This is a genomic window from Pseudomonas sp. Yb2C2, assembly GCF_052112325.1.
In the GTDB taxonomy this organism is placed as follows: domain Bacteria; phylum Pseudomonadota; class Gammaproteobacteria; order Pseudomonadales; family Pseudomonadaceae; genus Aquipseudomonas; species Aquipseudomonas marginalis.
In genome coordinates this window covers 24,679-38,589 of record NZ_JAVAJK010000023.1, presented here as the reverse complement: position 1 = coordinate 38,589, position 13,911 = coordinate 24,679, and the positions used below count along the sequence as shown (strand labels likewise).

Here is a 13,911-nt window from a genome sequence, read left to right as displayed (position 1 = left end):
ACGACAACGCGGGCTTTCTGGATGCCCGCGGCGCTCTCTGGTTTTTCGCGAGCAAGCTCGCTCCTACAGGGGTATGTGATCAGTCGTGGTGAACCTTGGCACGCTTGAGCAGCTTCTTGCAGCGTTCGGACAAATGCAGCACGCGCAAATGCTTGCCGGCCTTGCTGTAGCGCTCGCGCAGGGTCATCAGTGCGGCAATCGCCGAGTAGTCGACAAAGCTCAGGTGACGACAATCCAGCGTCACCTGGGCGGGGTCGTTGGCCGGGTCGAACTGGTTCAGGAACGGCGTCGTCGAGGCAAAGAACAGCGTACCGTGCAGGCGATAGAGCTTGCTGCCATCCGCTTCCAGATGCTCATCGGCGTACAGCTCACGGGCCTGTTGCCAGGCAAAGTTCAGTGCTGCGATCACGATGCCGCACAGCACGGCGGTGGCCAGGTCGGTGAACACCGTGATCACTGTTACCGCGATAATCACCAGCACATCATTGAGCGGCACCTTGTTGATCACCCGCAGGGACGCCCAGGCGAAGGTCTGCTGGGACACCACGAACATCACCCCCACCAGCGCCGCCAGCGGGATCCGCTCGATCAGCGGTGACAGAAACAAAATAAACAGCAGGATCATCACCCCGGCGAACACCCCGGAGAAACGTCCACGCCCGCCAGAGCTGAGGTTGATCACGGTTTGCCCGATCATCGCGCAACCGCCCATCCCGCCGAACAGGCCCGAGAGCATATTCGCCGCGCCCAGGGCCACGCTTTCGCGGTCGGGGTAGCCACGGGTCTCGGTGATTTCGTCGGTGAGGTTCAGGGTCAGCAGGGTTTCCAGCAGGCCGACCATGGCCATCAGGAACGCATAGGGGGCGATGATGCCGAGGGTTTCCAGGGTCCAGGGGATCTGCGGCAGCGCGAAGCTCGGCAGGCCGCCGGCGATGTGGGCCATGTCGCCGAGGGTACGGGTCGGCAGGCCGAGCAGGTACACGGCCAGGCCCACGCCAAGGATCGCCACCAGGGCCGGCGGCACCGCACGGGTGATGCGCGGCAGCAGGTAGACGATGGCCATGGTCACCAGCACCAGGCCCGTCATCACGTACAACGGCGTACCGCTGAGCCAGCGTTCACCGTTCTTGAAATGTTCCAACTGGGCCAGGGCAATGATGATCGCCAGGCCGTTGACGAACCCCAGCATCACCGGGTGCGGCACCATACGCACCAGCTTGCCCAGGCGCAACAGGCCGAACGCGACCATGATCAGCCCGCCCAGCAGCACCGTAGCCAGCAGGTATTCCACGCCGTGCTGTACCACCAGCGCGACGATCACCACCGCCATCGAGCCTGCCGCCCCGGACACCATGCCGGGCCGGCCGCCGAACAACGCCGTGAGGGTGCAGATGATAAAGGCGCCGTACAGCCCCATCAGCGGGTTGAGGTGAGCCACCAGGGCAAAGGCGATGCATTCGGGCAGCAGCGCAAAGGACGTGGTGAGGCCGGCTAGGGCATCGGCGCGCAGACGGGTGAGGTTCATGAGGTACCAAAAAGTATAAGTCAGTAAAAACTTCAGCCATCAATGATGACAAACGCGATCCTGACTGATCGCCTTTTTTGAAGGGTGTGAAAATCGCGGGAATCTTAACAGCCGACGAAGACTACACAGCTCTGACATCCTGATCAAAGACATCGGCCTGGGTGCAAAGCTGACATACCCGCTTCCATCTACTCTGGACTAAAGGGGCTCTCAATATGTAGTCAGCTCGCTTGTTGATCCGGGACGCCTTGGGCAACTGAGCCAATACCGTTTTCATATTAAAATTGCATTCGATATCTGTAAGCGCAGTTGCAGTCGCCGGGAGGATGGCGGCCGCCAACCAAGACTCAATAGCCTTGGAGGGAATACAAATCACTGTCTTGCTTGTGGGAACAGGATTGCCTAGCCAGGACAGCAGGACGGTACGCAAAGCGGTAACCGAATCCTGTGCAACAGGACACGGCATCTGACACGGCAACGCGCCCCAACTGTGTTGCTGAGCAAGCTCTTCAAGCCTGGCATGCGCATACGTCATGCCAGCCACATCAGCGTCCAAATGAATGATGTAAAAGTCATACAAAAAAAGTGTTGGATCATCATGCAATACGCCCTCACCGCGCTCGACACTTTGATGACACCACTTGGCAACACCACCCCAGCCCTCACCCAGTTCACGTGAAGATGCTTCTGGTTGTATCAGTTTGAGAACAAACGGCTCTAATAAAATCGCCTTAAGAGCAGCCTCCACCACCACCAGGTCGGTTTTTCCTTCGGCGATCAACGCGATGCGCAAGTCAGACATTGGGCAGCGCCCCTAGGTGCCCCATCATCCATAGCCGGGACAGCGGATATTCTTTGTTCATTTTCAGTAGCTTTTCGGTTGGCTCTATCCGAATAACACTGGTATGGCCTTCACTATTGCGATCAACCGCAAATAAACGAATTTCATCATCCGAAAGGTCAAGTCCATCAAGTACGGCAGGGTTATGAGTTGTAAACAGTAGCTGTCTGCGGGCATCGTTTTTCTTCAACCAATAAGACAGTTTTTCAGTCAGCCGCATGGCAAGACGCGGGTTCAAGGCTTGGTCCAGATTGTCAATCGCAAGCACCATCGGCGCGGCAGGAGATAAACATAGAATTGCACTGAACAATACGTACAAAGCGCCCTCACTGGCGTCGTATGCCGTGAGAGAGTTGCGCCCACTTTTCATATATCGATCAGTAAGCTTTAGAACGCTTTGGCCAGTACGGGATACCGAGGGTGACAATAAAGAATTTGCCGTTGATACGGCGTCAATATCGACAACCCAGTCGATTAACTCCAGTACGGAGTCCATCAATTGCGGATCAGCGTCCAAAGCACTCTTGAGTTCAGCAAATGCGTCAGCCAGCCGCCCGCCCGACAACCCCAGCGGTGAACGCGTTTGCGGGTCAGCCACCATTGCCCGTAGGGTGGGTGTATTCGGGCTATAAATCGCGTAGTCCTGCAACTGCTGCATCAATTTGGCAGCCGGGTTATCCGGTGAAAGATCCACCAACTTAAGTGCCGCCAATCCAGCAGTAGGTTTCAAATTTTTCAAACTTCTGACACCGGCAGTCAGAATCTCAGTATTCGAATCTCGTAGATACTCTGTCTTGAACTCCCAAGCCGGCTCAGGCTTATCAATAGGGTTCAAAATTGAAGTTCGATATTCCTCACTTTGAGCACCTATGGCACTCAATCGAATTTCTGGCGGCGTTCTTCCGCCGGTGAACGACGTTTTGTAAAGTCTCGGCAAACCAGGTCTGACGCCACGTCGCAGAAGAGACTCCGAATCAACTACGCCGTTTGCTGCTGCGCCCAAAACACCAATGGCCTCCAAGATATTACTTTTACCGACACCGTTGGCGCCGATAAAGCAATTAACTCGTCCTAACTCTAGCGTCAACTCTGGAATAGACTTGAAGCCTTTAATCACTATGGTTTTTATCATTCGAGACTCCAAGTCTTTCATCGCCAAAAACCGCAGGCGGGCATAAGCCTGATAACAGAATCCTTGCATTCTCTAGGCTGGAAGCCTTTCACGCAATCCATGTACACGTTCATTCAGTCCATAAACACAAACGGCCGCCCAATGGCGACCGCTTAAGCTGCATACCCTCCGTGTCCCACCTCTGTTAAACCATCTCGTGGCGAATCCACTCGACTACGGACGTACGCTTCGGCGCCCAGCCCAGCAACTCGCGGGCATGCCTGCCGCGCACGCGGCTGTTGGAGCCCAGGCCATAGTTGGCCATTTCATAGCCCCACTCGGCCTCAGCCTCGGCCAACGGCCAATCCTGCGGCCGGCCCAGGTTCAGGGCTTGGGCAATCGCCGTGGTCATGTCGATAAACGAGGCCTCGCCGCTTTCCACAAAGTAGAACGTACCCGGCACGTTGCGGGTCAGTGCCAGCAGGTACAGCGCCACCACGTCTTCAATGTGCACGTTGGACCAGATGTTCTGCCCGGTGCCGACATGGCGCACCACACCGCTCTTGCGTGCCTGCTTGAGCAAGCGCGGCAGTTGCACGCTGTCGCGCTTCACACCGAGACTGTGGCCGTAGATCAGCGTGTTGCAGATCACCGCTGAGTTCACGCCGTCTTTTGCGGCCGCCAGGATCAGGTTGTCGATGGCCACGCGGGCAGCCTTGTCGACGGTCGGTTCCGGCAGGCTGTCTTCGAAATAGATGACATCGCTGGACTTACCGCCCGACGCATCCCCCACGATGCTCGAACCGCTGGTGTGCAGGAATGGCTTGTCCGAACCTTTCAGTGCGGCCAGCAGGGTTTCCACCGCAGCACGATGGTCGCTGCTCGCGGCATTGATCACTGCATCGGCTTTGTGCGCTTGCTCGGTCAACACAGCAGCATCGTCGAGGGTGCCGATCACCGGGTTGATGCCCAGGGCGGTCATTTCAGCCGCTTGCTCGGCGCTACGTACCAGGCCGGTGACCGTGTGACCGGCCTTGACCAGGCCGGTGGCGATGGAACCGCCGATAAAACCGGCTGCGCCGGTAATGAATACGTGCATGGAGAGTGCTCCTGACGGGGTAAGTGATGGGTCCATTGTTACGGACTCATCCCTGACGAATAAGCCCGCACCGCCCAATTCACTCTTGCGTGAGGGTCACGAATCAGCAGGCATACCGCGCCAGCTTGGCCTGGATAAAGTCCAGGAAGCACTGGATGCGCAGCGCCAATTGCGAGTTGCGGTAGAACACCGCGTGGATCGGTTGGCGATACCCGCTGTTGAACGCCTCCAGCACCGGCACCAGGCGCCCGGCATTGATGTCTTCGACGGTCATGAAGTTCGACAGGCAACAAATGCCCTGCCCTTCCAACGCCAACTGGCGCAGGGTTTCACCACTGGACGCGGCCACGCTGGGCTCGATCAGCCAGCGGTCACCCTCCACATGACGCAGCGGCCAGTGGTTGAGGGTTTCGGTCTGGGTAAAGCCCAGCAGGGTATGGTCAGCCAACTCGGCGACCGTCGTCGGCGTGCCGTACTGTTTGAGGTAATCAGGGCTGGCGAGGATATGCAGCGGCGTACAGCCCAGGGATCGCGCATGCAGGGTTGAGTCGGCCAGGGCACCGATGCGAATCGCAATATCGGTGCTCTGTTCCAGCAGGTCGATGATCAGGTCATCGCTGTTCAACTCCAGCTGGATCTGCGGGTACAAACGGCGGAATTCGGCGATGTAGGGCACGATCCCATGCAGCATGAACGGCACGGCGGCATTGATGCGCAGGCGCCCGGCGGGGTTCTTCTGACGTGACGACAGACGCTCTTCCAGCTCGTCCATCTGCGCCAGGATGAGCTTGGCCTGCTCGAAGAAGTACTTGCCCTCCTCGGTCAGGTCCATGCGCCGCGTGGTGCGGTTGATCAGCGTGGTCTCAAGCTTGGCTTCCAGGCGCGACAGGGTGCGACTGACCGCCGATGGCGTCTGCCCGACCTGCTCCGCGGCGGCGGAAATCGAGCCGCACTCAATCACGCTGACGAAGATCTGTAGCTCATCGGATCGGGCTTTCACGGGCGGTCCTCGTTATCGGTGTACCGCAGCTTACACCGAGAGGTTGAACACCCGCGCCAGATGCTGTTCGTAGCGCGCCACATCCACCTCGATGGCCGGGCGTTTCATCACGTCCACGCACAGGAAGGTCGGCAGGCCGGTCATGCCGAGGAACTCGTTGGCTTTGTGGAACGGGAAGTACACCGCATCCACGCCCTTGGCTTCGAAGAAATCGGTCGGATCGTCGAAGGCTTGCTGCGGTGCATTCCAGGTCAGTGACAGCATGTAGTGCTTGCCCTGGACCAGGCCACCGCTGCCGTATTTCTGTGAGGCGTCGGAACGGGTGCGGCCATCGCTGGCGTACAGGCTGCCGTGGCCCTCGGTGAAGACTTCGTCGATGTACTTCTTGACGATCCACGGCGCGCCCATCCACCAGCCGGGCATCTGGTAGATGATCACGTCTGCCCAGAGGAATTTGGCGACCTCTTCAGCCACGTCGTAGCCTTCGTCGATATGGGTGACTTTGACGTCGATACCGCCTCGGTCCAATACCGCCAAGGCGGTGTCATGCAGGGTGGTGTTGTAGCGGCCATCGGAGTGGGCGAACTTTTTACCGCCGTTGAGCAGGAGTACTTTTTTCATGGGAAGCATCCAGAAGGTTGAAAATGTCTGGACGCAGACTATCCACCTCGGCCCTTGGGAATAAGCGGCCACCGGGCAAAATACCTTTGACCACAAGGCACGAATGGATCATGAATTGTTAACCGCCGATCAGTAAATGCCCGCCCAGCAGTGCCATGCCGATAAAAAATACCCGCTTGAACAGCACCGCACTGATGCGCTGGCGCACCACCTGGCCCAGCCACATGCCCAGCAGCGCCGGCACCAAGGCCAGCAACGAGGCGTTGATTGCGCCAGCGCCCAACGTGCCGTGCCAGGCCAGACCGGCGGCCAGGGCCAGGGTCGATACCGTGAACGACAGCCCCAACGCCTGCACCAGTTGATCGCGATTCAAACCCAGTGCCTGCAGGTACGGTACGGCAGGAATCACAAACACACCGGTGGCCGAGGTGATGAGGCCGGTGATCAGCCCGCACACCGGGCCCAGCCAACGCTCGGTCCGGGCCTTGACCTTGAACGTGGGCAGGAACAGTCCGCTCAGTGCATACGCCAGCAACGCCGCGCCCAGTGCGCGCACCACCCATTGCCCGCCGTCCATCCCCAGCCACACCGTGCCCAGCCCAGTGCCGAGGAAAATCAGCAGCAACATCGGCCACAGCCGCCGGAGCAACGCACTCAGGTGCCCGCCGAATGCCAATTGCCACAGGTTGGTGACGGTCGAAGGGATGATCAGTAATGCCGCAGCCTGCGCCGGTAACATAGCCAGGCCGAGCATGCCCATGGCGACAGTGGGCAGGCCCAGGCCGATGATACCCTTGACCGTACCGGCCAGCAGGAAGGTGCCGATCACCAGCAAGGTAAGGGCGGGGCCGAGGTTCTGGTAAAACGCGAGGAAGGTATTCATGGGCAGAGTGTGCGACTTTTCGATGCGCTCTAAAATTCGCCATATACTGAGGTAGCCTCTTGTTTTGCGTGAGCCTGAGGCCCGTCTACTCCCTCGAGCCATCAGCCATGCACTTTGACCTGATCGACCTGCGCCTCTACCTGCACACCCTCGACACCGGCAACATCACCGCCGGCGCGGCCCGCAGCCATTTATCCCTGGCCGCCGCCAGTGCCCGCATCCGGGCGATGGAGGCGTCGTTGGGCATCGAGTTTCTCCAGCGTGGACGTCGCGGCGTCACCCCCACACCGGCAGGCAAGGCCCTGGCCCGTCACGCCCGCCTGTTGTTGCAACAGGCCGAGCACCTGCAACAGGACCTGGCGGAATATGCCAAGGGCGTCAAAGGCCAGGTGCGCCTGCTGTGCAACACCACTGCGCTCAGCGAATACCTGCCGGAACTGCTCGCGGACTTTCTGCGCGAACACCCCAACCTCGATATCGACCTGCAGGAATTGCCCAGCCTGCGCATCACCCAGGCCTTGCGCCAGGGCACGGCGGAGCTGGGGATCATCTCCGACGCCGTGGACACCCATGGCTTGCAGACTTTGCCCTTTCGCGACGACCCGCTGGCGCTGATCATGCCGCACGACCATCCCCTGGCGGGCGGCACGGTGAGCTTTGTCGACAGCCTGCAATACGACTACGTGGGTCTGGCCGCCGCCAGCGCCCTCGCGGTGTATCTGGAAGAACAGGCACTGCACGCGGGCTTTCGTGTGCAGACGCGCATCCGCGCCGAGGGTTTTGACGGGCTGATTCGCATGGTGGCCCGCGGCGCCGGCCTGGGCATCGTGCCCCAGGCGGCGCTGGCGCGCTGGCCAGCGCCGCGCCGCTTCATCGCCCAGCCGTTGCAGGAAGAGTGGGCTTGCCGCACGTTGCTGTTATGCGCGCGCTCGTTCGAACAATTGCCGGGTTACGCCAAGGCCTTGTTCGATGCCTTGGCCCTGCCCTTGCGGAAAAACCCGTAATACACCGCCGACAGAATCAGCAGGAACGGCACGCCAAACACCAGGGTCATCTTGAACGCTTCGGTGAAGTACGTGGTGATCATCACCGCGCCCATCAGCATCAGCCCCAATAACGTGCTGTAGGGAAACAGGCGCAACTGGAACGACAGCTTCGCGCCGCCATGACGCTTGCGATAGCGCCGGAAGAACAGGTGCGTGAGGAAGATCATGAACCAGGTGAAGATCGCGCCAAACATCGAGATCGCCATCATCAGGGTGAACGAACTTTCCGGGTACACCAGGTTCAACAGCGTCGCCAGGGCGATGCCCGAGCTGGACAACAGCAAGGCATTCAGCGGAATGCCGCTCTTGCTCAACGCCCCCATGGACCTGGGCGCAAAGCCGGCGCGGGACAGGCTGAACATCATGCGCGTGGTGATGTAGAGCTGGCTGTTCATCGCCGACAAGGCCGCAATCAGGATCACGAAATTCATCACCCCGGTGGCGCCGGGAATGCCGATGGTCTGCATCACCGTGACGAACGGGCTCTGGGCCTGGCCGGCCTGGTTCCATGGCACGATGGCGAGCATCAGCGCCAGGGTCAGCAGGTAAAACACCACCAGCCGCACGATGGTCGCGCGAAAGGCTTTCTTCACGGCCTGCTCCGGGTCCGCCGCCTCACCGGCAGCCACGGCAATCATCTCGACGCTCAGGTAGCTGAAGATCGACACGATCACGGCGATCCACATGCCGCTCAAGCCATGGGGGAAAAACCCGTCGTGGGCCGTGTAGTTCTGCACCCCGTATTGCGGGTTGCCGGAGCCGAATACCACGTACACCGCGAGGATGATGAAGCCGACGATGGCGCTGATCTTGATCGTCGAAAACCAGTATTCGAAGTTGCCGAAAGTCTTGACGCTGATGGCGTTGAGCAGGATCAGCACGCTGGAAAACGACACGATCCACACCCATTCCGGCACGTGGGCGAACCAGTACTTCATGTACATCGCCACCGCCGTGACCTCGGCCCCCACCGCCAGCACAATCGCCGCCCAGTAGGCATAACGCACCAGGAACCCGGCCAGCGGGCTGATGTAGAACTCGGCATAGGCGCCGAAAGAGCCCGAGGTGGAATGGGCCACCGTCATCTCGGCCAGGCAGCCCATCAGCAGCAAGGTGATCAACGCGCCGATCGCGTAGCTCACCAGCACGCTGGGCCCGGCGTAGCCGATGGCATAGGCGCTGCCCATGAACAGCCCGGTGCCGATGGCGCCACCGATGGCGATCATGCTCATCTGGCCGGAAGTGAGCTGGCGCCTCAGGCCCAGTTCGCGGTGGGTGATCTCGGCAAAGCCGTTGTCGGGTGTGCTCACGTGGTGTGCCCCTTTATTATTGTGGTTGCACTATTTGGATATTGACGCAAATCCCCTGTTGGAGGGGGCAAGTCGAATCGTCGCACCGCCCCTCCCACATTTTGATCTGCATTATCTTCAGGTGACGCTGTGGCGGACCTTGAATTGCGGCTGGTCCCAGGTGCCGTTGTCGAGAATCTCACCGAGGATTTCCACCGCATCCCACACCTCGGTAAAACTCGTGTACAGCGGCGTAAACCCAAAACGCATGATGCGCGGCTCGCGGTAATCACCGATCACGCCACGTGCGATCAGAGCCTGGATCACCGCATATCCCTCCGGGTGTTCGAAGCTCACATGGCTGCCACGCCGAGCGTGTTCACGGGGAGTGATCAGCACAAGGTTGTGGGCGGCGCAGCGGCTTTCGACCAACTCGATAAACAGGTCGGTCAGCGCCAGGGATTTGCTGCGCAGGCGGGCCATGTCGGTCTGTTCGAAAATCTCCAGGCCGCATTCCACCATCGCCAGCGACGTGATCGGCTGGGTGCCGCACAGGTAGCGGGCGATGCCGGCGCTCGGCGCATAGCTGGATTCCATGGCGAACTGCCGGGTATGCCCGAACCAGCCCGACAGCGGCTGGTGCACCAGGTCTACCAACGCCGGGTTGACCCACACGAACGCCTGGGAGCCGGGGCCGCCGTTGAGGTATTTGTAAGTGCAGCCAATCGCATAGTCAGCACCGGCCCCGTGCAGGTCGATGGGCACTGCGCCGGCCGAATGCGCCAGGTCCCAGATGCTCAGCGCGCCGCATTCATGGCTCAAGGCGGTGAGCGCCTGCATGTCGTACATGTAGCCGGTCTTGTAGTTGACGTGGGTGAGCATCACCACCGCCACGTCGCCGTCGATGGCCCGGGGCAGTTCATCCGGGCTGTTGACCAGGCGCAGGGAATAGCCCTGTTGCAGCAACTCGGCGAGGCCCTGGGCGATGTACAAATCGGTGGGGAAGTTGCTCGCTTCGCTGACGATCACCTTGCGCGCCGGCTCACGTTGGCGCTGCACGCTCAAGGCGGCGCTGAGCACCTTGAACAGGTTGATCGAGGTAGTGTCGGTGATCACCACCTCACCGTCCCGCGCACCGATCAGCGGCGCCAGGCGGTTGCCCAGGCGCTGGGACAAGTCGGCCCAGCCGGCGCTGTTCCAACTGCGGATCAAGCCATTGCCCCACTCTTGCGCGATGACCGCCTGCGCCCGCGCCAACGCCGCCACCGGACGCGCACCGAGGGAGTTGCCGTCCAAGTAGATAACGTCCTGCGGCAAGGCGAACTGCTGACGTAGCGGCGCCAGCGGGTCCTGGGTGTCGAGGGCTTGGCAGTGGCTGCGAGGGGTCATGGGTTGTCCTGGTTTTTGTCGGTGAGGATGCAGCAAATAATGAACGAAGATTTAGAGAATTTTCGTGCAAAGTGGTGGGTAACAGGCTAATTAAGCTGTAGGAAATTCGAATTTAACCCCTAAATACGCGGATTTATTCTAACCATGATCCTTGACGCCACCGACCTGCGCCTCCTGCATTTCCTGCAACAGGATGGCCGTATCAGCAACCAGGAACTGGCGGAAAAAGTCGCGTTGTCGCCCTCTGCCTGCCTGCGTCGTCTACGCCTGCTGGAGAGCGAAGGGATTATCAGCGGCTACCGTGCAGTGTTAAATGCCGAGCAGTTGGGGATTGAACTGGAGGCCATCGTCCACCTGTCATTGCGCCAGGATGTGGAGGATTGGCATGAGACGTTTATCAAGAAGGTGCAAGGCTGGCCGGAAGTGGCCAGCGCCTACGTGATCACCGGCGCCAGCAACTATGTGCTGCGGGTGCAGGCACGCAACCTCAAGCACTTTTCGGACTTTATCGTGAACCACCTGAACCGCACGGCGGGGGTGATGGATATCCGCTCGGAGATTGTGTTGCAGAAGATCAAGGATCGGGATGAGGTGCTTGATCTGGTCGTTCGCAAATAGTCAGCCACGACACCGATCAAATGTGGGAGGGGCGGTGCGACGATTCGACTTGCCCCCTCCCACATTTTTGACCGTATTGATCAATCCTCCAACGCGCGAACCCGCTGCATGCGTTTTTGCTCTACCGGCGCTGCGGCGGTCTGCAACTCAAAGTCAAAATCAATCTGCGCAAACCGCCCTTCCACGCCAAACTCCCGCGCCAGTTGCTGATCGTCGCTGAAGCGAATCTCGGCAATCAATTCGTCCCGCGTCGCGTAGGCAAAATCATCGTGCAGGTACGGGTCATCCGACAGGTTGATCTGGGTGGTCAGGTGCCGATACCCCGGCGCCGAGATGAAGAAGTGGATATGCGCCGGGCGCTGCCCGTGACGCCCCAGTTGATCGAGCAACTGCTGGGTCGGCCCGGTCGGCGGGCAGCCGTAGCCCGACGGCACGATGCTGCGAAAGCGGTAGTTGCCCTGGGCGTCGGTCTCGATACGGCGGCGCAGGTTGAATTCGGATTGCGTCGGGTCGAACCACGAATACGTACCGCCGGTATTGGCCTGCCACACATCGACAATCGCCCCCGCCAACGGCTTGCCGTCGGTGTCGCGCACCTGCCCGCGCATAAACAGCGGCACAGCGTCGTCCTTGCCATCGTCCAGCCGCGCCTCGTACTTCGACAGCGGCGCGCCGGCCACATACAGCGGACCTTCGATGGTGCGCGGGGTACCACCGGACTTGCCGGCTTCCTCGTCGGCGGCGTCCATCAGCATATCCAGGTAATGCTCCAGGCCGAGCCCGGCGGCGAGCAGTCCGGCCTCCTGGTGCTTGCCCAGTTCGTTGAGGTAGTTGACCGCCTTCCAGAACTCTTCCGGGGTCACGTCCAGGTCTTCGATGATGTTTACCGTATCGCGCAGGATCCGGTAGATCAGCGCCTTGGTGCGCGGGTTGCCGCCGTCAGTGAGGTTGCCGCTGGCTTCTTCGAGAAACCGTTGGGCCTGGGCAGTCTGGGACAGTCGGATGGACATGGTGCGTTCCTCATCTTGTAGTTATCAGGGTGAAAACCGGCCTAGCGGTCGTCTTCATGGATCGACGAAGGGTGCCGGCACAAGGCATTCACTTCGATGGCCATGTAGGGGTAAAGCGGCAGTTGCATCAGCAGGTCATGCAGTTCTTGCACGCTGTCGACGTCGAACACGCTGTAGTTGGCGTAGAGCCCGGCGATGCGCCATAAGTGGCGCCATTTGCCCTGGTGCTGCAGACGCTGGGCAAAGGCCTTTTCGTCGGCCTTGAGGCTGGCGGCGCGCTCGGGGTGCATGTCGACGGGCAGGTTCACGGTCATTTTTACGTGGAACAACATGGGCGGCGCCTCTTAGTGTTTGCCACGACGGAAGAACGCCAGGCGCTCCTCATCGATGGCCAGGCCCAGGCCCGGCATGTGGGAGACATGCAGCTGGAAATCGCGGTACAGCGGCGGCTCGGCAAGAATGTCTTCGGTCAGCAACAGCGGGCCGAACAACTCGGTGCCCCACGCCAGTTTGTTCAGCGTGAGGAAGGCATGCGCCGACGCCAGGGTGCCGATCCCCCCTTCCAGCATGGTGCCGCCGTACAGGCCGATACCAGCGGCCTCGGCAATCGCGGCGGTGCGCAATACCGCGCGGGGGCCGCCGTTCTTGGCGATCTTCAGGGCGAACACCGAGGCCGCGCCTTCACGGGCCAGGTTGAAGGCATCTTCCACACACTCGATGGATTCGTCGGCCATGATCGGCGCCGGGCTCGACAGGTTGAGCCGGGCCATGCCGCCACGGTTGTTACGCGAGATCGGCTGTTCGATCAGGTCGACGCCGTGGTCGCCGAGCACCTTGCACGCACGCAGGGCCACGGCTTCGTCCCAGGCCTGGTTGACGTCGACGCGCACGCTGGCACGCTCGCCCAGGGCCTGTTTGATCGCGATGACATGGGCCAGGTCCTCGCCAACTTCACCGGCACCGATCTTCAATTTGAAGATGCGGTGGCGGCGCAGGTCGAGCATCTTTTCGGCCTCGGCAATGTCCTGGGCGGTATTGCCGCTGGCGAGGGTCCAGGCCACCGGCAGTGCATCGCGCACACGCCCACCGAGCAGTTCGCTGACCGGCAGGTTAAGGCGCTTGCCGAGGGCGTCGAGCAAAGCGCTTTCGACACCGGATTTGGCAAAGGTGTTGCCGCGAATGCTGCGTTCCAGGCGCAACATGGCCGCGTTGATATTGCTGGCGTCCTGGCCGATCAGCAGTGGGGCGAAGTGACGGTCGATGTTGACCTTGATGCTGTCGGGGCTCTCGTTGCCGTAGCTCAGGCCGCCGATGGTGGTGGATTCACCGATGCCTTCGATGCCGTCGGCGCAGCGCACGCGGATGATTACCAACGTCTGGTTTTGCAGGGTGTGCATCGCCAGCTTGTGCGGGCGAAGGGTGGGAAGGTCGACGATAATGGTCTCGATCGACTCGATGGCGCAAATCGGCATGGCAATA

The 13,911-nt window shown here is 60.4% G+C and carries 14 protein-coding genes; 2 read left to right on the top strand and 12 right to left on the bottom strand.

The genetic code is table 11. The features are described from left to right. Nucleotides 1-79: 79 nt before the first annotated feature. The 7 genes from Q8X51_RS26065 to Q8X51_RS26035 all read right to left on the bottom strand — a co-directional run bounded on the left by Q8X51_RS26065 (nucleotide 80) and on the right by Q8X51_RS26035 (nucleotide 7,080). Nucleotides 80-1,525: a SulP family inorganic anion transporter gene (locus tag Q8X51_RS26065; protein WP_065925964.1), complete on the bottom strand. Its 1,446-nt coding sequence runs from the start codon at nucleotides 1,523-1,525 to the stop codon at nucleotides 80-82. A gap of 121 nt (nucleotides 1,526-1,646) precedes the next feature. Continuing rightward, a complete protein-coding gene (locus Q8X51_RS26060; protein WP_065947218.1) occupies nucleotides 1,647-2,327 on the bottom strand; it encodes a hypothetical protein in 681 nt (226 codons plus the stop codon). Next, entirely contained in the window at nucleotides 2,320-3,498 is a 1,179-nt protein-coding gene (locus Q8X51_RS26055) for an AAA family ATPase (RefSeq protein ID WP_074848241.1), read from the bottom strand. The genes Q8X51_RS26060 and Q8X51_RS26055 overlap by 8 nt, the downstream gene beginning before the upstream one ends. Before the next feature lie 184 nt (nucleotides 3,499-3,682). Further along, entirely contained in the window at nucleotides 3,683-4,576 is an 894-nt protein-coding gene (locus tag Q8X51_RS26050) for an NAD-dependent epimerase/dehydratase family protein (RefSeq protein ID WP_065947219.1), read from the bottom strand. Between the two features lie 103 nt (nucleotides 4,577-4,679). Next, entirely contained in the window at nucleotides 4,680-5,576 is an 897-nt protein-coding gene (locus Q8X51_RS26045) for a LysR family transcriptional regulator (protein WP_065947220.1), read from the bottom strand. Nucleotides 5,577-5,606: 30 nt separating this feature from the next. Then, on the bottom strand, nucleotides 5,607-6,197 hold the full coding sequence (locus Q8X51_RS26040; RefSeq protein WP_065925960.1) for an NAD(P)H-dependent oxidoreductase: 591 nt from the start codon (nucleotides 6,195-6,197) through the stop codon (nucleotides 5,607-5,609). Between the two features lie 118 nt (nucleotides 6,198-6,315). Then, nucleotides 6,316-7,080 (bottom strand): sulfite exporter TauE/SafE family protein, encoded by a 765-nt coding sequence (locus Q8X51_RS26035; protein ID WP_407694721.1) that lies wholly within the window; start codon nucleotides 7,078-7,080, stop codon nucleotides 6,316-6,318. A gap of 107 nt (nucleotides 7,081-7,187) precedes the next feature. Between Q8X51_RS26035 and Q8X51_RS26030 the strand changes: the two genes are divergently transcribed. After that, entirely contained in the window at nucleotides 7,188-8,084 is an 897-nt protein-coding gene (locus Q8X51_RS26030; RefSeq protein WP_074847611.1) for a LysR substrate-binding domain-containing protein, read from the top strand. Here Q8X51_RS26030 and Q8X51_RS26025 read toward each other — a convergent pair. Next, nucleotides 8,030-9,436 (bottom strand): amino acid permease, encoded by a 1,407-nt coding sequence (locus Q8X51_RS26025; protein ID WP_137212845.1) that lies wholly within the window; start codon nucleotides 9,434-9,436, stop codon nucleotides 8,030-8,032. The two genes, Q8X51_RS26030 and Q8X51_RS26025, sit on opposite strands and share 55 nt — an antisense overlap. 117 nt (nucleotides 9,437-9,553) lie before the next feature. After that, entirely contained in the window at nucleotides 9,554-10,804 is a 1,251-nt protein-coding gene (gene kynU, locus Q8X51_RS26020) for a kynureninase (RefSeq protein WP_074847613.1), read from the bottom strand. Between the two features lie 144 nt (nucleotides 10,805-10,948). Here kynU and Q8X51_RS26015 point away from each other — a divergent pair, with 144 nt between their 5' ends. Next, a complete protein-coding gene (locus tag Q8X51_RS26015) occupies nucleotides 10,949-11,422 on the top strand; it encodes an Lrp/AsnC family transcriptional regulator (protein WP_003176072.1) in 474 nt (157 codons plus the stop codon). 80 nt (nucleotides 11,423-11,502) lie between these two features. Here Q8X51_RS26015 and catA read toward each other — a convergent pair whose 3' ends face one another. Genes catA through Q8X51_RS26000 form a run of 3 tightly spaced genes read right to left on the bottom strand, consistent with a single transcriptional unit; the run spans nucleotide 11,503 to nucleotide 13,904 of the window. Next, complete coding sequence (gene catA / locus Q8X51_RS26010) at nucleotides 11,503-12,432, bottom strand: catechol 1,2-dioxygenase (RefSeq protein ID WP_065925955.1); 930 nt, start codon at nucleotides 12,430-12,432, stop codon at nucleotides 11,503-11,505. Between the two features lie 41 nt (nucleotides 12,433-12,473). Continuing rightward, nucleotides 12,474-12,764, bottom strand: a complete 291-nt coding sequence (gene catC, locus Q8X51_RS26005) for a muconolactone Delta-isomerase (RefSeq protein WP_027607668.1) — start codon at nucleotides 12,762-12,764, stop codon at nucleotides 12,474-12,476. A gap of 12 nt (nucleotides 12,765-12,776) precedes the next feature. Then, entirely contained in the window at nucleotides 12,777-13,904 is a 1,128-nt protein-coding gene (locus tag Q8X51_RS26000; protein ID WP_407694720.1) for a muconate cycloisomerase family protein, read from the bottom strand. Nucleotides 13,905-13,911: the final 7 nt, after the last annotated feature.

Excerpts from the sequence above, each read along its gene's own strand:
- Q8X51_RS26065 (WP_065925964.1), bottom strand. The coding sequence starts at position 1,525 with ATGAACCTCACCCGTCTGCGCGCCGATGCCCTAGCCGGCCTCACCACG.
- Q8X51_RS26060 (WP_065947218.1), bottom strand. The coding sequence starts at position 2,327 with ATGTCTGACTTGCGCATCGCGTTGATCGCCGAAGGAAAAACCGACCTG.
- Q8X51_RS26055 (WP_074848241.1), bottom strand. The coding sequence starts at position 3,498 with ATGATAAAAACCATAGTGATTAAAGGCTTCAAGTCTATTCCAGAGTTG.
- Q8X51_RS26050 (WP_065947219.1), bottom strand. The coding sequence starts at position 4,576 with ATGCACGTATTCATTACCGGCGCAGCCGGTTTTATCGGCGGTTCCATC.
- Q8X51_RS26040 (WP_065925960.1), bottom strand. The coding sequence starts at position 6,197 with ATGAAAAAAGTACTCCTGCTCAACGGCGGTAAAAAGTTCGCCCACTCC.
- Q8X51_RS26035 (WP_407694721.1), bottom strand. The coding sequence starts at position 7,080 with ATGAATACCTTCCTCGCGTTTTACCAGAACCTCGGCCCCGCCCTTACC.
- Q8X51_RS26030 (WP_074847611.1), top strand. The coding sequence starts at position 7,188 with ATGCACTTTGACCTGATCGACCTGCGCCTCTACCTGCACACCCTCGAC.
- kynU (WP_074847613.1), bottom strand. The coding sequence starts at position 10,804 with ATGACCCCTCGCAGCCACTGCCAAGCCCTCGACACCCAGGACCCGCTG.
- Q8X51_RS26015 (WP_003176072.1), top strand. The coding sequence starts at position 10,949 with ATGATCCTTGACGCCACCGACCTGCGCCTCCTGCATTTCCTGCAACAG.
- catA (WP_065925955.1), bottom strand. The coding sequence starts at position 12,432 with ATGTCCATCCGACTGTCCCAGACTGCCCAGGCCCAACGGTTTCTCGAA.
- catC (WP_027607668.1), bottom strand. The coding sequence starts at position 12,764 with ATGTTGTTCCACGTAAAAATGACCGTGAACCTGCCCGTCGACATGCAC.
- Q8X51_RS26000 (WP_407694720.1), bottom strand. The coding sequence starts at position 13,904 with ATGCCGATTTGCGCCATCGAGTCGATCGAGACCATTATCGTCGACCTT.